The organism is Caballeronia sordidicola (genome assembly GCF_000729995.1).
Classification (GTDB): domain Bacteria; phylum Pseudomonadota; class Gammaproteobacteria; order Burkholderiales; family Burkholderiaceae; genus Caballeronia; species Caballeronia sordidicola_A.
Genome location: NZ_JNFG01000201.1, coordinates 245,094 through 267,006 on the forward strand (window position 1 = coordinate 245,094; position 21,913 = coordinate 267,006).

Annotated in this window: 19 protein-coding genes; 16 read left to right on the top strand and 3 right to left on the bottom strand. The window is 60.9% G+C overall.

Translation table 11 applies throughout. From position 1 onward, the window contains the following. The first annotated feature begins 149 nt into the window (after window positions 1–149). From phnA to FH08_RS0139865, 4 genes are all read left to right on the top strand, one after another. Entirely contained in the window at window positions 150–1,418 is a 1,269-nt protein-coding gene (phnA, locus tag FH08_RS0139850) for a phosphonoacetate hydrolase (RefSeq protein ID WP_031363698.1), read from the top strand. Then, window positions 1,415–2,869 (top strand): phosphonoacetaldehyde dehydrogenase, encoded by a 1,455-nt coding sequence (gene phnY, locus FH08_RS0139855; protein WP_031363699.1) that lies wholly within the window; start codon window positions 1,415–1,417, stop codon window positions 2,867–2,869. Before phnA ends, phnY begins: the two co-directional genes overlap by 4 nt. A gap of 3 nt (window positions 2,870–2,872) precedes the next feature. After that, a complete protein-coding gene (locus tag FH08_RS0139860; protein ID WP_031363700.1) occupies window positions 2,873–3,436 on the top strand; it encodes a phosphonate degradation HD-domain oxygenase in 564 nt (187 codons plus the stop codon). A 262-nt stretch (window positions 3,437–3,698) separates the two neighbouring features. Then, window positions 3,699–6,149 carry a glycogen/starch/alpha-glucan phosphorylase gene (locus FH08_RS0139865; RefSeq protein WP_031363701.1) on the top strand — a complete coding sequence of 817 codons (2,451 nt, stop codon included), beginning with the start codon at window positions 3,699–3,701 and terminating at the stop codon, window positions 6,147–6,149. A gap of 518 nt (window positions 6,150–6,667) precedes the next feature. Here the strand turns inward: FH08_RS0139865 and FH08_RS0139875 are convergent. Next, on the bottom strand, window positions 6,668–7,084 hold the full coding sequence (locus FH08_RS0139875; RefSeq protein ID WP_031363703.1) for a DUF6232 family protein: 417 nt from the start codon (window positions 7,082–7,084) through the stop codon (window positions 6,668–6,670). A 221-nt stretch (window positions 7,085–7,305) separates the two neighbouring features. On the opposite strand from FH08_RS0139875, the gene FH08_RS0139880 reads away from it, so the two are divergent. Both FH08_RS0139880 and FH08_RS0139885 read left to right on the top strand, forming a co-directional pair. Next, the gene (locus FH08_RS0139880) at window positions 7,306–7,674 is read left to right on the top strand and encodes a YciI family protein (RefSeq protein WP_031363704.1); all 369 of its coding nucleotides are present in this window, start codon (window positions 7,306–7,308) and stop codon (window positions 7,672–7,674) included. A gap of 26 nt (window positions 7,675–7,700) precedes the next feature. Then, on the top strand, window positions 7,701–8,093 hold the full coding sequence (locus tag FH08_RS0139885; RefSeq protein WP_031363705.1) for a VOC family protein: 393 nt from the start codon (window positions 7,701–7,703) through the stop codon (window positions 8,091–8,093). Between the two features lie 23 nt (window positions 8,094–8,116). Here the strand turns inward: FH08_RS0139885 and FH08_RS0139890 are convergent, their stop codons facing one another. Continuing rightward, complete coding sequence (locus FH08_RS0139890; RefSeq protein ID WP_031363706.1) at window positions 8,117–9,031, bottom strand: LysR family transcriptional regulator; 915 nt, start codon at window positions 9,029–9,031, stop codon at window positions 8,117–8,119. 265 nt (window positions 9,032–9,296) lie between these two features. On the opposite strand from FH08_RS0139890, the gene FH08_RS0139895 reads away from it, so the two are divergent. From FH08_RS0139895 to FH08_RS0139930, 8 genes are all read left to right on the top strand, one after another. Then, window positions 9,297–10,781, top strand: a complete 1,485-nt coding sequence (locus FH08_RS0139895; RefSeq protein WP_031363707.1) for a UbiD family decarboxylase — start codon at window positions 9,297–9,299, stop codon at window positions 10,779–10,781. Next, complete coding sequence (locus tag FH08_RS0139900) at window positions 10,778–11,401, top strand: UbiX family flavin prenyltransferase (RefSeq protein ID WP_031363708.1); 624 nt, start codon at window positions 10,778–10,780, stop codon at window positions 11,399–11,401. Before FH08_RS0139895 ends, FH08_RS0139900 begins: the two co-directional genes overlap by 4 nt. Then, window positions 11,398–14,475 (top strand): xanthine dehydrogenase family protein molybdopterin-binding subunit, encoded by a 3,078-nt coding sequence (locus FH08_RS0139905; protein ID WP_031363709.1) that lies wholly within the window; start codon window positions 11,398–11,400, stop codon window positions 14,473–14,475. The genes FH08_RS0139900 and FH08_RS0139905 overlap by 4 nt, the downstream gene beginning before the upstream one ends. Further along, the gene (locus FH08_RS0139910) at window positions 14,472–15,287 is read left to right on the top strand and encodes an FAD binding domain-containing protein (RefSeq protein WP_031363710.1); all 816 of its coding nucleotides are present in this window, start codon (window positions 14,472–14,474) and stop codon (window positions 15,285–15,287) included. Before FH08_RS0139905 ends, FH08_RS0139910 begins: the two co-directional genes overlap by 4 nt. Then, on the top strand, window positions 15,284–15,826 hold the full coding sequence (locus FH08_RS0139915) for a (2Fe-2S)-binding protein (protein WP_031363711.1): 543 nt from the start codon (window positions 15,284–15,286) through the stop codon (window positions 15,824–15,826). Before FH08_RS0139910 ends, FH08_RS0139915 begins: the two co-directional genes overlap by 4 nt. Next, a complete protein-coding gene (locus FH08_RS0139920; RefSeq protein ID WP_031363712.1) occupies window positions 15,819–17,381 on the top strand; it encodes an AMP-binding protein in 1,563 nt (520 codons plus the stop codon). Before FH08_RS0139915 ends, FH08_RS0139920 begins: the two co-directional genes overlap by 8 nt. A gap of 3 nt (window positions 17,382–17,384) precedes the next feature. Beyond that, a complete protein-coding gene (locus FH08_RS0139925; protein WP_031363713.1) occupies window positions 17,385–18,191 on the top strand; it encodes an enoyl-CoA hydratase/isomerase family protein in 807 nt (268 codons plus the stop codon). A 110-nt stretch (window positions 18,192–18,301) separates the two neighbouring features. Beyond that, a complete protein-coding gene (locus FH08_RS0139930) occupies window positions 18,302–19,675 on the top strand; it encodes an MFS transporter (RefSeq protein WP_031363714.1) in 1,374 nt (457 codons plus the stop codon). A gap of 24 nt (window positions 19,676–19,699) precedes the next feature. Here FH08_RS0139930 and FH08_RS0139935 read toward each other — a convergent pair whose 3' ends face one another. Beyond that, entirely contained in the window at window positions 19,700–20,611 is a 912-nt protein-coding gene (locus tag FH08_RS0139935; protein WP_031363715.1) for a LysR family transcriptional regulator, read from the bottom strand. A 172-nt stretch (window positions 20,612–20,783) separates the two neighbouring features. Here FH08_RS0139935 and FH08_RS0139940 point away from each other — a divergent pair, with 172 nt between their 5' ends. Both FH08_RS0139940 and FH08_RS0139945 read left to right on the top strand, forming a co-directional pair. Continuing rightward, entirely contained in the window at window positions 20,784–21,467 is a 684-nt protein-coding gene (locus tag FH08_RS0139940) for a RibD family protein (protein ID WP_031363716.1), read from the top strand. A gap of 121 nt (window positions 21,468–21,588) precedes the next feature. Next, entirely contained in the window at window positions 21,589–21,885 is a 297-nt protein-coding gene (locus tag FH08_RS0139945) for an ArsR/SmtB family transcription factor (RefSeq protein ID WP_031363717.1), read from the top strand. The last annotated feature ends 28 nt before the right edge of the window (window positions 21,886–21,913 follow it).

A 21,913-nucleotide genomic window follows, 5' to 3' on the forward strand; every position in this document is an offset into this window, starting at 1 on the left:
CCAGCCTGGCTCCGCCGGAAGTCCCACTCTTCGGGACTTTTTTACGCCGAAAAATGTGGCAAATATTGGCGTTGTGCATCAAAATATGGAATCGCGGATCTTAGCCACAATCGCTGGCAGAACGCTGGTTCATCACGGAAAGGAACCTCATGTCCACGTCCACCGAAATGCTCATGGAAGTTAACGGCCGCGCTTATGGTCCGGCGCGCGCGCTGACTGTGGTCGTCTGCGTCGACGGCTGCGAATACGATTACCTTGAAGCGGCCGTAGCGGCGGGTGTCGCACCGTTTATCGGCACAATGCTGCGCGGCGGGTCCGCCTTTCGCGCCGACTGCGTGATTCCGTCGTTCACCAACCCGAACAACTTGTCGATCGTGACGGGCGTGCCGCCTTCGGTGCATGGCATTTGCGGCAACTATTTCTTCGACCCGCAAGCGAACGGCGGCAAGGGTGCCGAGGTGATGATGAACGATCCGGCCTACCTTCGCGCCGGCACGATCCTCGCGGCTGCTGCGCAACGCGGCGAGAAGGTGGCCGTAGTGACGGCAAAGGACAAGTTGCGCCGTCTGCTTGGCTGGCAACTCGACGGAATCTGTTTCTCGGCGGAGAAAGCGGACGCGGTGACGCTTGCGGAGAACGGCATCGAGAACGTGCTGGAACTGGTGGACAAGCCCGTGCCGGATGTCTACAGCGCAGACCTGTCCGAGTTCGTGTTCGCGGCCGGCGTACGCCTTGCCGAGACGCGCAAGATTGACCTCATGTACCTGTCGACGACGGACTACGTGCAGCATAAATGCGCGCCTGGCACGGACGGCGCCAACGCGTTCTACGCGATGATGGACGGCTATCTCGCGCGCCTGAACGAACTCGGCGCGGTGATCGGCCTGACCGCTGACCATGGCATGAACGCGAAGCACGACGTCGCAACCGGCGAGCCGAACGTGGTGTATTTGCAAGACTGGCTGGATGAAACGCTGGACCTCCCGAATGCGCGCGTGATTCTCCCGATCACTGATCCCTACGTGGTCCACCACGGAGCGCTTGGTTCGTTCGCGACCATCTACCTGCCGGCTTCCGTCGATACAAAAGCACTGGCGGCGCGCATTGCTGCACTGCCGGGCGTGGATATCGTGCTCGACAACGCAACTGCGTGCGAGCGCTTCGAATTGCCGATCGATCGCGTGGGAGACCTGGTGGTCGTGAGCGGACGCAACACGGTACTCGGCACCCGGCGCGCGGAGCATGACCTGTCGGGACTGACTGTGCCGTTGCGTTCGCATGGCGGCGTGTCCGAGCAGGAAGTGCCCTTGCTGTTCAATCGTCCAACCGACGGTTTTGAAGCACAGAGAGAAGGAAAGCGCCTGCGCAACTTCGACGTTTTCAACATCGCGTTGAACCACCTGGAGTTTGCATCATGAGCGCCGTTCTTGCGGTTGAGCAGCATGCGCTGCGGGTTGAAAAGCTGCGCCTTAAGGGCGAGCGTGTGGCGCGTTCACGCAATATCGATGTTTTCGATCCTTACACGAACACCATCGTTGGCACCGTGCCAATGGCAAGCGTCGACGATGTGCGCGATGCATTCGAGTACGCGGCGAACTACCGGTCGACGCTGACGCGTTATGAACGCTCGCAGATTCTCGAGCGTGCTGCTGCGTTGCTGCGTGAGCGTACGGAAGAAGCGTCGGATCTCATTTCGCTTGAATCGGGTTTGTCGAAGCAGGACTCGCGTTATGAAATCGGCCGCGTGGCGGACGTGTTCAAGTTCGCCGCGATGGAAGCGCTGCGCGACGACGGCCAGAGTTTTTCCTGTGACCTTACCCCCCACGGCAAGGCCCGCCGCGTGTTCTCGCAACGTGAACCGCTGGCGGGCGTGATCGTTGCAATCACGCCGTTCAATCATCCGATGAATCAGGTCGCGCACAAGCTTGCACCTGCTATCGCGACGAATAATCGCGTGATCCTGAAGCCGTCGGAGAAGGTGCCGTTATCGGCTTATTACTTAGCCGACGTGTTGTATGAAGCCGGTTTGCCCGCACCCATGCTGCAGGTTTTAACGGGCGACCCGCGCGAGATTGCTGACGAACTCGTCACGAACCGGCACGCCGACCTCGTCACTTTTACCGGTGGCGTGGCGATCGGCAAGGATATTGCAGCGAGGGCGGGGTATCGGCGCGTCGTGCTGGAACTTGGCGGTAACGATCCGCTGATCGTGCTCGACGACGCCGACCTGGAACGCGCGGCAACGCTGGCCGTGCAAGGCTCGTACAAGAATTCCGGGCAACGCTGCACGGCGGTCAAGCGGATGCTCGTACAGAAGGACGTCGTTGCCCGGTTCACGGAACTCGTGGTGGAAAAAACGCTCGCATGGAATCATGGCGATCCCTTCGATCCTGCCAACCAGATGGGCACGGTGATCGACGAGGCTGCGGCCAAATTGTTCGAGGCACGCGTGAACGAAGCGGTATCGAAGGGTGCACGGTTGCTGTGCGGCAATCACCGCCATGGGGCGTTGTACTCGCCCACAGTGCTGGATCGTGTCAATCCTTCCATGACGCTGGTGCGTGAGGAAACCTTCGGACCGGTGTCTCCGATCATCGAATTCGATACCATCGACGACGCCATTCGTATCAGCAACGGCACGGCCTTCGGGTTGTCGTCCGGCCTATGTACGGACAGGGCGGACCTGATCACGCGCTTTGTGAACGAACTGCGCGTGGGTACCGTGAATGTGTGGGAAGTGCCGGGTTACCGGATCGAGCTGACACCGTTTGGCGGCATCAAGGATTCGGGCCTGGGTTACAAGGAAGGCGTGCAGGAAGCGATGAAAAGCTTCACGAACCTCAAGACCTTTTCTCTGCCCTGGGCTTAAATCATGGCGCTTACGCTGACTGACATCAAGCATCTCTTCGATACCTACGGCGCCATTGCCTATAGCGGCGAACCGGTCACGCAACTCCAGCACGCGTTGCAGACTGCGGCACTGGCAGAGGAAGCGGGCGCTGATGAAACGCTCGTTGGCGCGGCGTTCTTGCACGACCTGGGTCACTTGCTCAATCTCCAGGGCGAGACGCCGAGCGAACGCGGTATTGACGACCTGCACCAGTATTTCGCGCTGCCGTTCCTGCGACCGCTGTTCAGCAACGCCGTACTTGAGCCGATCCGCCTGCATGTGGACGCGAAGCGCTGCTTATGTGCAATTGATACCGATTATTTTTCGACACTATCCGCGGATTCGGTCCGTAGCCTGAAACTGCAAGGAGGCATTTTCAGCAAGGAGGAAGCGGACGATTTTATGAGCAAACCGTTCGCGCAGGACGCGCTTTCACTACGCCGCTGGGATGATCTTGCCAAGCGCCCGGAGCGTGTTACGCCTGCGCTCGGCCACTATATTCAGCTAATCGAAAGGCTGGCGGAAAGCCACCGCACGGCGGCATAAATCCAGGTTCGAACCGCATTATGATCAGGAAACCAAAGTAATTTGCCAATTCTGTTCCGGGAGCGGCCTGGTTGTTCCCGATGACGGAAATGCGACAAAAGGACGGACCGCCGGCGGATGTCGTGCCAATTCCACGGCGGCCGGGGCCATTACCAAAAAAATAAAAATAGCGTAACCTGCCTGTTCACCCGGCCCCGTCCCGCTTGACTGAACGCGGCTCGCACCTAGCGCGTTGTCCAGCAATGCATTTCTGGAGAGTTCGATGACATCCGTCGACCTGGAATTCGAACAGCTGAACAGCACCGTCGATGCGCTCAGGCGCTCCATTTCCAACCGCCTCATGTACGGAGTCGGCAAGGATGCCGTCACCGCCCAGCCGCGCGACTGGCTTCATGCCGCTGAACTGGCGGTCCGCGACCGGCTGGTAGCGCGCTGGATGAAAACCACGCGCCAGCAGTACGAGCAGGACGTCAAGCGTGTGTATTACTTGTCGATGGAGTTCCTCATCGGTCGGACTTTTACCAACGCGCTGCTTGCGCTCGGCATCCACGACGAAGTCCGCGACGCCCTTGCCGGCCTTGGCATTGACTTAAACACCCTCGAAAACCTGGAGCCCGATGCCGCGCTCGGCAACGGCGGCCTGGGCCGCCTTGCCGCGTGTTTTCTCGACTCCATGGCGACTGTCGGCATTCCCGGTTTTGGTTACGGCATCCGTTATGAATACGGCATGTTCCGGCAGACCATCGTGGACGGAAATCAGGTCGAGACGCCCGACTACTGGCTGCGAGCGGGCAATGCGTGGGAGTTTCCGCGCCCGGAAGTGAATTATGTGATCCATTTCGGCGGCAGTACGGTACGCCACGGCGACCGCACCGAATGGATCGACACGGAACACGTGAACGCTATGGCGTACGACACCGTGATCCCCGGTTTTGCCACGACCGCGACCAATACGTTGCGGCTCTGGTCGGCGCGGGCTACCGACGAATTCGACCTGTCCGCGTTCAACCAGGGCGATTACCGCCGGTCGGTGGAAGCAAAGAACACCTCGGAACACGTATCGCGCCTGCTGTATCCGGACGACTCCACGCAGGCCGGCCGCGAACTGCGTTTGCGCCAGGAATACTTCTTTGTGTCCGCGACGATGCAGGATCTGATCCGCCGCTATCAACGCACGCACACGCATTTTGGGCGGCTGGCGGAAAAGGTCGCGGTGCATTTGAACGACACGCATCCGGTGCTGGCCATTCCGGAACTGATGCGTTTGCTGGTCGATATCCATCATTTGCCGTGGGAGAAGGCCTGGAAGCTGATTCAGCAGATGTTCTCGTACACGAACCACACGCTGATGCCCGAGGCGCTGGAAACCTGGGACGTGGAAATGTTGTCGCGGCTGTTGCCGCGCCACCTCGAGATCATCTTCGACATCAACGCGGATTTTCTCAAGCAAGTGGGTGAGAAGTTCGGGCGCGACGTCGACCTGATCCGCCGCATTTCGCTGGTCGATGAATATGGTCAGCGGCGTGTGCGCATGGCGCATCTGGCGATTGTTGCAAGCCACACAGTGAACGGTGTGTCGAAGCTGCATTCGCAGTTGATGACGCAAAATATCTTCGCCGATTTCGCGCGCATGTATCCCGAGCGTTTCACTAACGTGACGAACGGCATCACGCCGCGCCGGTGGTTGTCGCAGGCGAGCCCGAAGCTGTCGTCGTTAATCGATGAACGGCTTGGACCGCGCTGGCGGACCGACTTGTTCGAGCTGGCCCGGCTGCGTGAATGGCGCGATGACCCCGAGTTCACCAAAGCTTTCCATGACGCGAAGTTCGCCAGCAAGGTACGGCTCGCCGCGCGTGCGAAGCGCGAGACGGGGGCGATCATCGACCCGAATGCGCTGTTCGATTTGCAGGTGAAGCGCATTCACGAATACAAACGGCAGCTGCTTAACATCCTGCACGTGATCGTGCGCTACAACCGGATCCGCGAGCAGCCGGAGAAGGCGTGGACGCCGCGGGTGGTGATGTTTGCCGGCAAGGCGGCGTCGGCGTACAAGATGGCCAAGACGATCATCAAGTTGATCAACGACGTGTCGGAGAAGGTCAACAACGACCCGTTGATTGGTGACCGGCTGAAGGTCGGCTTCATCCCGAACTATGGCGTGAGCGTGGCCGAACTGATCATTCCCGCGGCGGATTTATCGCAGCAGATTTCGATGGCCGGGACTGAAGCGTCGGGCACGGGCAATATGAAGCTCGCGTTGAACGGCGCGTTGACTATCGGGACGCTGGATGGCGCGAACATCGAGATCTGCGATGCCGTTGGGCGCGAAAACATGTTTATCTTTGGGCACTCGACTGAAGAGATTGATGCGCTGCGGGCGACCGGATACAGGCCGCGGCATATCTACGAAGAGAACCCGGAACTGAAGATGGCGCTGGACCAGATTCGGCTTGGGCATTTTTCGCCGGACCAGCCGCATCGGTTCTACGACATCTTTCATACGCTGGTGGATTGGGGCGACCATTACATGGTGCTCGCTGACTTCGACAGTTTTGACAAAGCTCAGGCCGACGTCGACGCGAAGTTCCTCGATAAGGAAGCGTGGACGCGCAGTGCAATTGAAAACGTCGCGGGGATGGGGATTTTTTCGTCAGACCGGACGATTGCGGAGTATGCCAGGCATATTTGGCATGTCGAGCCTTTGATAGTTTAGCTTTTGGTTTGGCATTTGGCTCGCGCCGCTGGACGGGATTTCAGACGGCCGCCGGCGCGAGCAAATCAAACTAAAATTCAAACTAACGCCGCAGCGTGAACGTGGTCGCGTGGCCCAAGGTGGCCTGCTCAAACCGGGAAGTCACGACTCCAATCACATCACTCAACGTCCGCGAAGGCACTTCAACGTGCAGCGTGACGCATTCATGCCGGCGATCTGTCGCTACCACCTGCATGCGGGCCTCATGCCCCAGCGCCTTCTGCAAAACGCGGCGTGGCCCGCTGGAGTCAAGCCCCGGCAGGATGAGATCGAACGCAACTACCGTGTGAAGTTTTCGTGTGGCCCGCACGGGCGGCTGGGCCACGGGAACAGAATGGGATCGGAACGGGGAAGCAACGCTTGCCTGAAGCATCGGATGGTGCGCCGTCTCGCGACGGGCGGTGGTGGGAACAACACCACTTTAGCCAGCGCCGCATTAACAACGGGCATGGATCGCTGCGGTCCGTGTAAAGAAAGCGTTAAATAGACGCAGGCGCAGCGGGGGGCGCAGACGTCGGCACCGCCGGAATGCTCTCGCGCACCAGTTTCGCCACGCGCTGCGCGAACTCCTCGTCCTTCGTCGTGAACACCTCACGCTCGCCTGCCGGAGTCGTCACATACATCCTGTAGATCACGTCCTGCGTAATCCACGACAGATATCCCACCACCGCGATCATCACGCCCAGCAGCAACGCCGGTCCTGAACCGAGAATTCCGCCCGTCACCGCCACGATCAAACCGATCACAGCCAGCGCAATGGGCAAGGGCTTCTGCCGCGGCACCATTACCACCGTTGCGCCGCGCAAATCGCGTAACGGAAACAACTGCCCCGAGGCACTCAGGCCAGCGCGGGCAAACGTAATACCTCGTTCGTTGAAAGGGAGTTCCTGTTGCATGGTTCGAAGTCTTGTCGGCGGAAAGAAAGGCGCAGATTAACAGACCCGCCCAGGCTCGGGCATTCCGCCGATCGTCGCATAAGAATTCACCCTGGCGCAAAGCCGGCTGGTCACTCCTGTCCCGTCAGTTACATTTCGATACTTTTTCGCAGCCGTTGTCTGTCGATTTCGATCCCGCTCATGCGTCTACCGGGTGAAGCCACCCTTAACCGGAGACATCGATGAAATTCCTGTGTTTCATTTTCTTTGACGAACGTGTGCTCGACGACCTGTCGAAACGACAGTATGACGCGCTGGTCGATGAATCGCTGGCATACAAGGAACGACTCCGAGAGAGCCATCAGCTCATTGAGGCGCAGGCGCTGCAGTCCGCGAAGGAAGCGGTCACGTTGCGGGTCCGCGGCGAACATGTGTCGATCACCGACGGCCCGTTCGCCGAGACCAAGGAGCAGGTGGGCGGCTTTCTTCTTATCGAGGCACGCGACATGAATGAAGCCATGCGCGTGGCTTCCGGCTTTCCCGGCGCGCGCCTGGGCGGCGTGGAAGTGCGGCCGGTCAGGGAGTTGCGCGCGTCGTGGTCGCACGCCTGAGCGGTATCCACTTAAAGGAGCAAACGATGCAAACCCTATTGAAAGACAGCCCCGCGTTCAGCGGCTTCGCAGTGAAGGATCTTCCCGCGGCGAAGCAGTTTTACAGCGAGACCCTTGGCCTCGAGGTGACGAGCGAGCCCATGGGCATTCTCAAGCTGCACTTGGCCGGCGGCAACAATGTATTGGTCTACCCCAAGCCTGATCATGTGCCGGCGACGTACACGGTGCTTAACTTCCCGGTCGATAGCGTGGACCACGCAGTCGACACGCTGAGCGCACGCGGCGTGAATTTTGAACACTACGATATGCCGAGTCTGAAGACCGATGCGAAAGGGATTTGCCGTGGCTCCGAAGGCCCGGTGATTGCCTGGTTCAAAGACCCGGCGGGCAATATTTTCTCGGTGCTCGAAGAGCGGTAAGGAGATAAGGGTACTGGCTGCGTTCAAGCCTCCATCGTCGATTCCCTGGACACCAGCCTCAGTTCGTCCGCAATGATTGCTATGAGCGCTTCCGCCGCCGCGCTCAACGGGCGCCGCGGATGGCTGATCCGCACAATATGCCGCACGATCCGCGGCGCAAGAATGGGATAGGCGCGCAGCGTGCCGTGCCGCACCGCGCGCTCCACCACGATGCGCGGAAGGATCGTCGCGAAGCGCGTGCTTTCCACCAGCTTGACGATCGTGCTCAGCACGTCGATCTCGAAGCGCGGTGCGAGTAATACGTCTTCGTGTTGGGCGGCGGTATCGAGTACGCCGCGCAAACCATGGCGCTTCGTGGGCAACACCAGTTCGAGTTCCGGAAGCTGCGCAAGGTCGATGGCATGCGGCAAGTCAGGACCATGCACGGCACTAGTGACCAGCACCATCTCTTCATCGAGTAAGGGCTGAGAGTCGAGCGACAGGCGCGCACGAGGTTTGTTGATGAGCGCGGCGTCGAGTTGTCCCCCGGACACCCAGTCGATAAACGTCGCGCTGTAACCGTCAGACACGGTGACTTCCACATGCGGATAACGAGCGTGAAACCGCGATAGTGAATCCGCCAGCACGCTCTCCGTCACCGATGCAATCAAGCCGATCGATACATGCCCCGTTACCACTTCGTCACGCTGCACCAGTTGCTGGCGCGCGTGGGTGAGGTCCCGCATGATCGGCAGGAAGAGGCGGTACATCAGCCGTCCCGCTGCGGTTGGGGCCATGCCGTGCGCGCCGCGTTCGAAGAGTTGCTGATGCAGTTCGTCCTCCAGCTTGGCGATCTGCATGCTCAAGGCAGGCTGCACGATGTTCAGCCGCTTGGCTGCCCGTGTGACGGAGCCGTCCTCGAACAGGGCGATGAAATACTGAATCTGCTTCAGGTCCATGGAGGTCGGCTCAGTTCAGTAAAGGTTGCGGATCGTGGCCCGGCGAGCAGGCTATCAATAAGTCTAATAAAGCAGCGGTGTTTTATCAGACGCCAGGTCAACGGACATCGCGCCCAAGTCCCATGGTATTGATATTCCACTAACAAAATACTTACATCGGGGCAAACACGGATATCACGGGTACTGATCGACAGCATCAAAAAACAGTATTAGAAGTTATATCGCGTTCTCGTTACGCTTCATTTCAGAAATGATGGAGACGCAGATGAACCAACGTGACGCCGCGACGAACGGCACCGGAACGATCCCGCCAGCCCGACAATCCTTCGACGCGTTGTCGCTGCGTGGCTGGCTCGCCCACCTCTCGGCTACGGGACGCGTTGCGACCATCGCCAAGCCGGTCGCGCTAAAACATGAGCTCGCGGCTGTGGCGAAGCGCCTCGACGGCAAGCAAGCGGCAGTATTCCTCGCGCCCGGTGGACACGACATGCCGGTGGTCAGCGGCTTTATGTCCAGGCGCGAGTGGATTGCCGAAGCCATGGGCGTGGCGGAGAAGGACCTGCTGCAACGTTTCCGCGATGCAGCGGATCATCCGCTGCCATGGAAAGAAGTGCCCGCCGGGGAAGCCGCTTGCCAGCAAGTCGTCCACACCAGCGGCATCGACCTTCACGCGTTGCTGCCGATCCCCACCCATAGCGAACACGACAACGGTCCGTACATCACCGCAGGTCTCGTGATTGCACGGAACCCCCGCACCGGCATACAAAACGTTTCGATCAACCGTATCCAGGTTCACGCTCGCGATCGCATGGCGATCCTGCTGCTGCCGCGTCATCTTCATGCATTCCAGAAGACTGCCGAAGCCGCGGGCGACGCGCTCGATATTGCGGTCGCAATCGGGGTCGATCCACTGACGATGCTCGCGTCGCAAGCCATTTCTCCGATCGATTTCGACGAGCTGGAGATTGCCGGCGCATTGCATGGCGCGCCCTTGCCGGTCGTTAAATGCGTGACGAACGAGGTGCGTGTGCCGGCGTTCGCGGAGATCGTGATCGAGGGCCGCATCCTGCCGGACGTGCGCGAAGCGGAAGGCCCGTTCGGTGAATTTCCGAAGTACTACAGCGCACAGGAAGCGCGCGAAGTGATCGAGGTGACGGCCGTCACCCATCGGCAAAAGCCGGTTTATCACACCATCTTGCCAGCCGAGATGGAGCACTTGCTGCTTGGCGGGATTCCGCGTGAGGCGACGCTTTTATCGCACCTTCAACGCAGTCATCCCGGCGTGACCGACGTGCATCTTTCAGTGGGCGGCGTATGCCGATATCACCTGTGGGTGCAGTTCGAGAAGAAGCGCGAGGGCGAGGCGAAGAACGTGATCCTGTGCGCGTTCGGCGCGCACTACGACATCAAGCAGGTCGTGGTGGTGGACACCGACGTCGACATTCATGATCCCGCCGAAATCGAATGGGCGATCGCCACGCGTTTCCAGGCAGACCGCGATCTGGTGTTGATCGAAGGCGCGCAAGGCTCGCCGCTGGACCCGTCGACGACGGTCGGCCAACCGGACGACGCGCCGGCGCATCTGCAGGGCGTCAGCGCGAAGATGGGCCTGGACGCCACGCGGCCGGTGGTTTATTCGGGCCACGTGTTCACCCGCGTGCGGATTCCCGGCTACGACGCGGTCGATCTCGACGCGCTTGTTGCTCCCGATAATGACGGCTTCAACACGTACCTGGGCGAGCACTCATGAGCGCCGATCAAAAGCCGCGCCTGGTTGTCGGCATCTCAGGGGCGAGCGGCGCTGTCATCGGCGTGCGGCTGCTTGCTGCGCTGCGGCGTATTGGTACGCACGAGACGCATCTGGTCGTGTCGGCGTCGGGTGCGGTCACGGCGGCGCAGGAGCTCGGGCTTACGCGTAACGATCTCGATGCGCTCGCCGACGTTGTGCACAACGTTCGTGATGTAGGCGCGTCGATTGCCAGTGGTTCGTTTGTCACAAGCGGCATGGTCGTGGCGCCCTGCTCAATGAAAACGCTGGCTGCTGTAGCGAATGGTTTTGCCGACAACCTGCTCACGCGTGCCGCCGACGTGATGCTGAAAGAGCGCCGCCGGCTGGTGCTGGTGGCGCGAGAAACACCGCTCAATCTCGCGCACTTGCGCAACATGACCTTGGCGACCGAGATGGGCGCGATCGTGATGCCTCCGGTCCCGGCGTTCTATGCGCATCCGAAGACCATCGAAGATGTTGTGGACCATACGGTGGGCCGGATTCTCGATCTGTTCAGCATCGAGCACCGTGAAATAGCCCGGCGATGGAGCGGTCTCGCCGATGAGTTCAGCGCTCGAAGCAACGAAGGGGCAGACGAATGAACCAGCGCGAACAGGCCGGCTTCGCCGGTATCGATGCGCGCGCATCCGAGGCGGTCATAGCGGTGCGAGACGCGCCGGAGGTGCAAGAGGCTCGGGAAGCGCTGAAGCCCAAAACCACTCATGTCGGGAAGTCGATCGAACGTTTCGAAGACCCCGCCATCCTGACTGGCCGCGGCCGTTATGGCGACGATCTGGCGATCAAGCCAGGCACGCTGCACGCCGCCGTCCTGCGCTCGCCGCACGCCCATGCCGAACTGATTTCCATCGATACCACCGCTGCGCTCGCATGCGAAGGCGTGCGAGGGGTGCTCACGCGTGACGACCTGGCTGCGTGGTCGCGCCCGTTCGTGGTCGGCGTGAAGTCGAAGATGGAGCAGTGGGCGCTTGCGACCGATCGCGTGCGTTACGTCGGCGAACCTGTTGCGGTGGTGATGGCTGAATCGCGTGCACTGGCCGAGGACGCGCTCGACCTGATCAAGGTGGAATACAAGACGCTCGACCCGGTGACGTCAATAGAAGGCGCGCTCAAAAGCGACGCGCCGGTGCTGCATAAGAACGTCCAGACCAACGTGATCAGCGACCGCAGTTTCCGCTATGGCGAACCCGAAGCGGCATTCAGGAACGCAGCGCATCGCGTGAAGCTGGAAGCGCACTATCCGCGCAATACCTGTGCTCCGATCGAATGCGCCGTGGTGATCGCCGAGTACCTCTCCGGCGACGAAGGGTATGACGTCACCTCCAATTTCATGGGGCCGTTCTCGCTGCACGCGGTGATGGCGCTCGCGCTGAACGTGCCGGCTAACCGCTTGCGTCACAAGGCGCCGCGCGATTCCGGCGGCAGCTTCGGCGTGAAGCAGGCCGTATTCCCCTACGTCGTGCTGATGTGCCTCGCTTCGCGCAAGGCGAACGCGCCGGTGAAATACGTGGAAGACCGGCTCGAACACCTGAGCGCGGCGACCTCCGCCACGGCGCGGCTGACCACGCTCGAAGCGGCCGTGGAAAACGACGGCCGGATCACCGCGCTCAACTACGACCAGGTCGAGGATTGCGGCGGTTATCTGCGCGCGCCCGAGCCTGCCACGTTTTATCGCATGCACGGGTGTTTAACGGGCGCCTACGCCATTCCCGGGCTGCTGGTGCGCAACAGGGTTGTGCTGACCAACAAGACGCCCACGGGCCTCGTGCGCGGTTTCGGCGGCCCGCAGGTTTATTTCGCCCTCGAACGCCTGATGCAACGCATCGCGATCGAGTTGAAGCTTGATGTGCTGGACGTGTACCGGCGCAATCTCGTGCCCGCCGATGCCTTCCCCTATCGCGCCGCGGCGGGTGCGTTGCTGGACTCGGGCAATTATCAGGAAGCGCTGAAACGCTCGCTCGCCGAGGGCGGTTACGACGAGCTCAGGGCACGCCGCGAAGTCGCGCGCAAGGAAGGCCGTTTGTACGGCATCGGCTTTGCGGCGATCGTTGAACCGTCGGTATCGAACATGGGCTACATCACGACCGTGATGCCGGCCGAAGCGCGCAAGAAGGCTGGCCCCAAGAGCGGTGCGATTGCGAGCGCGACGGTCAGTGTCGACCTGCTTGGCGGCGTGGTGGTGACGGTGGCCTCGACACCGGCCGGGCAGGGGCACATGACCGTATGCGCGCAAGTGGTGGCGGACGTGCTCGGGCTCGCGCCGCATGAGATCGTGGTGAATGTGGAGTTCGATACGCACAAGGATGCGTGGTCGGTGGCGGCGGGAAATTATTCGAGCCGCTTCGCCGGAGCAGTGGCGGGCACGGTGCATCTCGCGGCCGTGCGGGTGCGCGACAAGCTGGCGCGCATTGTTTCGTCGCAGCTCGCGTGTAAGCCCGGTGATATCCGTTTCGAAGGTGGACGCATCTACAAAGCAGGCGATGAAACCAGCGCAATGCCCTTCGGCCGCGTAGCAAGCAACGCACCGCATTGGGCGCCTGCGTTACTGCCGGAAGGCGAAGAGCCGGGTCTGCGCGAGACGGTGTTCTGGACGCCGGAAAACATGGACGCGCCTGATGAGCAGGACCGCATCAATACATCGGCGGCTTATGGTTTTGCCTTCGACATGTGCGGCGTGGAAGTGGACCGTGCAACAGGACGCGTGCGGATCGACCGCTATGTGACCGCACACGATGCCGGCACGTTGCTGAACCCAGCGCTCGCCGATGGCCAGATTCGCGGCGCGTTCGCGCAGGGGCTCGGCGCGGCGCTGATGGAAGAGTTCCGCTATGGCGCCGACGGCAGTTTCCAGTCTGGCACGCTCGCCGATTACCTGATGCCGACTACGTGCGAAGTGCCTGATCCGCTGATCATCCACCTGGAGACGCCTTCGCCGTTTACGCCGCTCGGCGCCAAGGGCTTGGGCGAAGGCAACAATATGAGTACGCCGCCCTGTATCGCAAATGCAGTGGCCGACGCGCTCGGTGTGGATGACATCCGTTTGCCGCTCACGCCTTCGAAAGTGATGGCGCTGGTCGGTATCGATGACCCGGAGCCTTCACGGCCCGAGTTCCGGGAGACGCAGCAGAAGAAGCCGGTCTTGCCGGGCGGCAAAGCGCTGACCGCGCAAGGCAGCGTGGATCTCGCTGCGTCGCCGGATGCAATCTTCGCGGTGCTGCTCGATCCGAACGCGCTCGCCAAAGTGATCCCTGGTTGTCACGCGCTTGAAGCGAAGGGCGAGAACGCGTATCGCGCGGATGTGACGGTGGGCGTCGGGATGATCAAGGCGCGCTTCGAAGCGGAGATCACGTTGTCCGATCTCGATCCTCCGCACCGGTTGCGTCTCGCCGGCGCAGGCATGTCGTCGCTTGGCAGCGCACGCGGCAATGGCCTCGTGGAACTCACGCCCGTTGGTACCGGCACGCGGCTCACCTACGACTACGAGGCACAGGTCTCGGGCAAGGTCGCAGCCGTAGGCGCACGGATGCTTGAAGGCGCGGCTAAGGTCGTGTTGCGCCAACTGTTTGAATCACTGGGACGTCAGGCGGCGGGCAAGCCCGTAAAAGCTGGCGGTTCGTGGCTCGGCCGGCTCGTTGCACGCTTCAGGAGAAAATCATGAAACCGGCGCCATTCGATTATCTGCGCGCCGTTTCTACGCACGACGCGCTCGAGGCCCTCGCTCAAACGGGCGAGGACGCACGCATCCTTGCAGGCGGCCAGTCGCTGATGGCCGTCCTGAACATGCGGCTTGCGCAACCGCGGGTACTGGTCGATATCTCTCGCACCGAGGAACTCGATCGCGTGAGCATTGACCACGGTCATCTCGTGGTGAGCGCGGCCGCCACGCAAGGCAGCGTGGAATGGCGTGCGTCACTGCAGAATGAAGTCCCCTTGCTCGCGCTCGCGTTCCCGCACATCTCGCATTTTCAGGTCCGCAATCGCGGCACCGTATGCGGGTCGATCGCCCATGCCGACCCTAGTGCAGAGCTGCCGCTGGTGCTCTCGGTACTGGGTGGCGACGTCATGTTGCGATCGAAGAAACGCAAGCGCGTGCTCAAGGCGGAAGACTTTTTCCAGGGCATGTTGATGACCGCGCGCGAGCCCGACGAACTGGTTGAAGGCGTGCGGTTCCCGTTGAAGCGGGCTGGCGAGCAATACGCCTTTACCGAGTTTTCAGCACGCCATGGCGACTTCGCGATGGTCGCGTGCGCCACCGTGGTCACCGATACATCGATCAGGATCGCCGTAGGCGGTGTGGCGGACCGGCCGGTGGTCGAGCAATGGCCAAGGCTGCATGGCGATGATTTGCGTGGCGCGCTCAACGACTTGAGCTGGAAGCTGAATGCGCAGGACGACACCCATGTCAGCGCAATGTATAGACGCCATCTGGTGCGGCAGCTCGGATGGCGCGTGATAGAGGAGGCGAAGTGAGCAAGACATCATCGACCACGCTTGCGCGGGGCGAGCGCCGGCGCATCACCGTGACACTCAACGGACGGGAGCGCACGGGCTATTGTGAATCGCGTGACCTGTTGTCCGATTTCGTGCGTCATGAACTCGGCGCGACCGGAACGCACGTGGGGTGTGAACACGGCGTGTGTGGTGCATGCACCGTACATGTGGACGGCGTGGCGGCTCGCTCGTGCCTGATGCTTGCCGTACAAGTGGAAGGACGTCGGGTGGACACGGTTGAAGGTCTCGCGCCTGACCAGACGCTGGGTGATCTGCAACGGGCCTTCCAACGTCATCATGCGTTGCAGTGCGGCTTTTGCACGGCGGGCATTCTGATGTCGTGCGCGGACTATCTCAAGCGGGTGCCGGACCCGACGGAGACGCAAGTACGAGAGATGCTGTCCGGTCATCTGTGCCGATGTACAGGCTATACGCCGATCGTGGCGGCGGTGCTCGACGTAGCGGCTTTGCGTAACAAGAACAACAAGAGCAGCAAGAAGGAGCCGGAACATGCTTGATCTCGGCCGGACCTTTTTGCAAAGCGTTGAACGCAGCCCCAACACGCTTGCCATCGTGGATGGTGACGTCAAGCTGACTTACGCACAGTGGCACGACACCATCCTCAAGGTAGCCGGCGGTTTGCGCGAGCTGGGTCTCGCACGCGGCGACCGCTTGCTCGTGGTGTTGCAAAACCGCTGGGAAATGGCGACGCTGCATTGGGCCTGCCAGTTTGCGGGCATTGTCATGACGCCGTTGAACTGGCGCGCGAAGCCCGAGGAACTCGACTATTGCGTGATCGATGCAGGCGCGAAAGCGGTCGTCTTCGAACCGGTCTCCGCCGATGCGGTCTATGCAAGCGAGGCGGCGCAGAAGCTGCCGCGTATCGCACTGGACGACGCCCGCGGTACGACTTCGTTCGATGCATTGCTGAGCGGACCTGCAGCGAGCGTCACGACGGACGCCACGACAGACGCCACAGCCGACGACATCTCGCTGATCCTCTATACCTCCGGGACAACCGGCAAAGCGAAGGGCGTGCCGCGCCGTCACCGGCATGAACGCGCTGCTGCGCTCGCGCACGTGGCGCAAAACCTGTACCGCTACGGCGAGCGCACGCTGGGCGTCATGCCGCTTTATCACACCATGGGCGTGCGCTCGCTGCTCGCCATGGCGTTAGTCGACGGCCTGTTCGTTTGCGTGCGGCGCTGGAACGGACCGCAAGCGCTGGAATCGATTGGCTCGTTCGAGCTCACATGCCTGTATCTCGTGCCCACGCTCTATCACGACCTGCTGGCCGCACCGGGCTTTGCAAACGCAAGCATTGGTTCCGTGACGAAGCTCGGTTTCGCGGGCGCACCCATGAGCGACGGCCTGCTGAAACGTCTATCTGCCGCATTCAAGCCTGAACTGTTCGTGAACCACTACGGATCTTCCGAGGTGTACACGTGCAGCATTGACCAGGACGCCACGCGCAAACCCGGCAGCGCGGGACGCGCGGGCATCAACACACGGTTGCGCGTGGTGAAGCTGGATGCTGCCTCGCCGACCGATGTCGTGGCCGTGCACGAGGAAGGCCAGATCATCGCGGACCTGCTTGGCGACGAAGCATTCGAAGGTTACTGGAATCGTCCGGATGCGAATGCGAAGTCCTTGCGCGACGGCTGGTACTTCACCGGCGACACGGGTTTCTTCGACCAGGATGGTGACCTCTTCGTGAGCGGCCGGGTCGACGACATGATCATCAGCGGCGGCGAAAACATCTCGCCGGTCGATATTGAATCGGTGTTGTCGTTGCATCCGGCTGTGGACGAAGTGGCGGTCGCGGGCGTGAAAGACGAGCGCTGGGGACAGCGCGTGGTTGCGTTCATCAAGCGCCGTGATTACGTCGATGCCGGCGCGCTCGACGCCTGGTGCCGCGAATCGGATCTCGTCAATTTCAAGCGTCCGCGCGACTACGTCTTTGTCGATGAGATTCCAAAGTCGCCGGTCGGCAAGATCCTGCGCCGCAAGTTGTCTGCCGGTGACTATGACCCCGATATCACGAACAACCCTACCGAAACAACGAAGGAGTAACCGATGACCGACTTGACCCATCGCGGCCAGACGCTGTTGCAGGACCTGGACGGCTTCTCGATTGAAGTCGATGAAAAACGCGAGCGTGCAGACATCATCTTGCATCGTCCGCCGCTCAACGTCATTTCGATGCACGCACGCGACCAGTTGCGCGCGGTGTTCGAAGCGCTCGACGAAGATGACCGCGTGCGCGTGATCGTCGTCCGCGCCATCGGCGAACATTTTTCAAGCGGTGGCGACATCAAGGGTTTCCTCGAGGCATCGCCGGAAACTGTGTCGAAACTGGCGTGGAATATCGCGTCGCCCGCTCGCTGCTCGAAGCCGGTGATTGCGGCGAATCGCGGCTTCTGCTTTGGCGTGGGTTTCGAATTATCGCTCGCTTGTGACTTCCGCATTGCAACCGACACGACCTTCTACGCGCTGCCGGAGCAGAAGCTCGGCCAGATCCCGGGCTCGGGCGGATCGGCGCGCCTGCAACAGATGGTGGGGATTGGCAGGACCAAGGATATTGTGATGCGCTCGCGCCGGATTCCGGGCAAGCAGGCATACGAATGGGGCATCGCGGTGGAGTGCGTAGCCGACGCGCAACTGGAAGCCACGACCGATGCACTCGTCGATGAACTGCGCGCGTTCTCGCCGCTCGCACAACGCACGGCCAAGAAGCTGCTGAACGATACGGAAGATGCGCCGCTCTCGATTGCTATCGAACTTGAAGGGCACAGCTATAGCCGGCTGCGGACATCGGACGATTTCCGTGAAGGCGTGGAAGCGTTTCATGGCAAACGCAAGCCGGTGTTTCGCGGTAGCTGAAGCTTGCATCACACCGCATGGTGAGAATTCCAACGAGAGCACGAGGGTCTGACGTGCCAAAAACAGGGTGCCATTCGAGAGAAGACACCGTGACCTTCAAGGAGACAACAATGTCCGTAGCAGCACAGGAAAGCGCCGTTGCGCCCGTAGTCAACACGCGACAGGTAATGGGCGCAGTCGTGGCCTCATGCCTCGGTTGGGCACTCGATCTGTTCGATCTGTTCGTGCTGCTGTATGTGGCTCCTGTGGTTGGCCGGCTGTTCTTTCCGTCTGAACATGCGATGCTTTCGCTGGCAGCGGTCTACGCGTCATTCGCGGTGACCCTGCTGATGCGCCCGCTCGGCTCCGCGTGGTTCGGTTCCTACGCGGACCGGCACGGCCGCAAGGGCGCGATGATTCTCGCGGTCGTCGGCGTGGGGATATCGACCGCGCTTTTCGGTGTCTTGCCTACTGTTGCACAGGTCGGCCTGGTAGCGCCAATCCTGTTCCTCGCGTTGCGGCTGGTGCAAGGCGTGTTCGTCGGCGGAGTGGTCGCGTCCACGCATACCATCGGCACGGAATCGGTGGCGCCGAAGTATCGCGGCGCGGTGTCCGGGTTGATCGGCGGTGGTGGTGCGGGCCTGGGCGCCTTGCTTGCTTCTATCGTGTACCTGACCATGTCGTCGATCTTTCCCGGCGCGCTCTTCGACGTATGGGGCTGGCGTTGCATGTTCTTCACCGGCATCATCAGTTCGGTGCTTGGCCTGTTCGTGTTCAATAGCCTCGAAGAGTCGCCGTTGTGGAAAAAGCTGGCGGCAGATAAGGCCGCGAAGGCCGCAGCGCGCGATATCTCCGCGCCGGTGGAAGTCATCCGATCGCCGATCAAGACGCTATTTTCGCGGGACTATCGCAGCATCCTGTTCGTCAACCTGTTGCTTACGATTGGCGGCGGCAGCGGTTATTACCTGACCTCGGGCTACCTGCCGACCTTCCTCAAGGTGGTCAGCCACGTGCCCAACGGCGCGGCCGCTGCCATCCTGATGATCGCGAGCGTCGGGGTACTCGTGGCGTCGGTGGCGGCGGGGCACCTGAGCACGGTCATCGGCCGCAAGACGGCGTTCATCTGGATGGGGCTGGTGCGCCTGGTCGCGCTGCCCGCGTTGTTCCTGCTGTTGCCCAGCGCGCAAAGCATCACCATGATCGGCGTCTACGCGGTCGTGTTGAGCGCACTCGGCAGCGCGGGTTATGCGCCTATCCTGATCTTCCTGAACGAGCGTTTCCCGACCGCGATTCGTGCGACCGGAACGGGGCTGTCCTGGAATATCGGCTTTGCGATCGGCGGCATGATGCCGACCGCCGTCTCGCTGGTGGCGAAGGACCCGAGCGAGTTGCCGATGACACTGGCGATCTTCGTCGGCGTGATCAGCGTGATCTTTCTCGCGGGTGCGTTCATCGTGCCGGAGACACTGGGCAAGCTCGAGAATCGTTCAGCGCAGGCGGGCTGATGTCTCTCGAATTGGCGTTGCGATCTATGACGCTGTGGCTGTCGTGGTCACGCGACGTATGTTGTCCGTGATGATTTCGATGAGCGCGTTCGTCGCGGCGCCGAGTGGCCGCTTCGGGTGACTCACGCACACGATATGCCGCACGATTCCCGGAGAGGCAATGCGGTAAGCGCGCAGCAGGCCGTCATCCACTTTTCGCTGGACGACAACACGCGGCAGGATGGTCGCCACGTTGCTCTGTTCGACGAACTGCACAATCGTATTCAGCAGATCGATTTCAAACTTCGGCTTGATCACAATGTCCGCGTTGAGAAGCGCGGCATCCAGCACGCCGCGCAGGCCGTTGCGACGGGTGGGCAGCACGAGTTCGAGATCGCCTATTTCAGCCAGGTCGATCGCCTCGGGCATTGGTCGTCCGTGGATAACGCTGGTCACCAGGACCATCTCTTCGTCGAGCAGGGAGCGCGTGTCGAGCGAGAGACGTCCGCGCGGCTTGTTGATGACCGCGGCATCCAGACGCCCGGCCTCGACCGCATCGATCAATTGCGCGCTGAAGCCGTCCGCCACCGACACTTCCACTTGCGGGAACAGCGCGTTGAAGGTGGCGAGCGATTCGGGCAGCACGCTCTCCGCTTCAGACGACACCATACCGAGCGCCACGCGCCCGGTGACGATCACGTCGCTGCGGCTCAGTTGTTCGCGCGCGTGTTCAATATCGCGAATGATCGGTACATATAGCCGATACATCAGGCGTGCGGCGTCAGTCGGCGTCATGCCGTGTGGCCCGCGCTCGAACAAAAGCTGGTTGAGCTCTGCCTCGAGCTTCGATATCTGCATGCTGAGCGCCGGCTGCACAATGTTGAGCCGCTTTGCCGCGCGCGTGACCGAGCCATCTTCGAACAGCGCGATGAAATAGTGAATCTGCTTCAGGTCCATGAACGGCGGCGCGTTATTCGCGTGATCCAAAGGACGAATGAGACCACAAGCATCCCTCCTATGCCAGCGTGTTCTGGCTTTCAGGAAGGTTTTGTCCCCTTCTTCTCAGCCAGTGGCGCGGAACACTACTTGCTGCATTGCTCGGTTTCCCCCAACGCGGAAACCAACGTCCATGAAGCCCTATATTGTTTGCCACATGATGTCTTCCGTCGATGGCCGCAGCCTCACCGACGGCTGGCATCTCGACTTTGCGTCGGACCTCTACGAGAACACGGCCGGCACCTTTGAAGCCGATGGCTGGATTTGCGGCCGCGTCACGATGCAGGAAATTGCGCACGGAGAAGGTTATCCGAAGGGCCTCGCGAAGCAGCCAGTTCCTCGCACAAACCATTTCGCCCAACGCGGCGCGGATCAATACGCCATTTCCATTGATCCGAAGGGACTGGTTGAATGGAAGTCGAGTACCGCGCTGGAATCGCACGTGATCGAAGTGGTGACGGAGCAGGTTTCCGACGACTTCCTCGCCTATCTTCAGTCGATTGGCGTTTCATATGTTTTCGGCGGTAAGACCGACATCGACCTGGCCGATGTAGTCAATACGCTTGGACGCGAGCTGGGCGTGAAGAAGCTGATCGTGGAAGGCGGCTCGCACGTGAGCGGCGCGTTCGTGGACGCCGGTCTGGTGGATGAGGTGAGCGTGCTGATCCTGCCGCTCGTGGATGGCCGCAGCGAACATCCGTCGTCATTCGAAGTTCCAATGGACGCATGGAAAAGTCCGGCGTATCTGACCCTTGCATCGGTCGAGCAAGTCGCTCCCGACGCGGTCTGGCTTCGCTATACGCGCAAAACGAACTGAAGAGAAAAGGGCAAGAGTTGGGACTCGGGATTACCCCTATCGGCAATAGTGGATTGCTTGCATATCGTCTTTTTACGAAATATAGTTCGTTTCATCGCGATTCTACTTAAAGCCGTTTTTCATGGATATCGACGCCATTCACAAGGCCCTGGCCAATCCGGTCCGCCGCGAGATTCTCGCGTGGCTCAAGGAGCCAGAGATCTACTTCCCGGAGCAGCAGTTTCCGCTCGTGAATGGCGTATGCGCCGGTCAGATCGACGCGCGCTGCGATATGTCTCAATCCACTGTGTCGGCTCACCTGGGCACGCTTCACAAAGCGGGTTTGGTGACCTCCAAGCGGGTGGGGCAGTGGATATTTTTCAGGCGCGACGAAGCGGTCATTCAGGCGTTTCTCGATCAGCTTCATAACGGGCTCTGACGGCCTCTAACGCGTCAACTTGTTCACC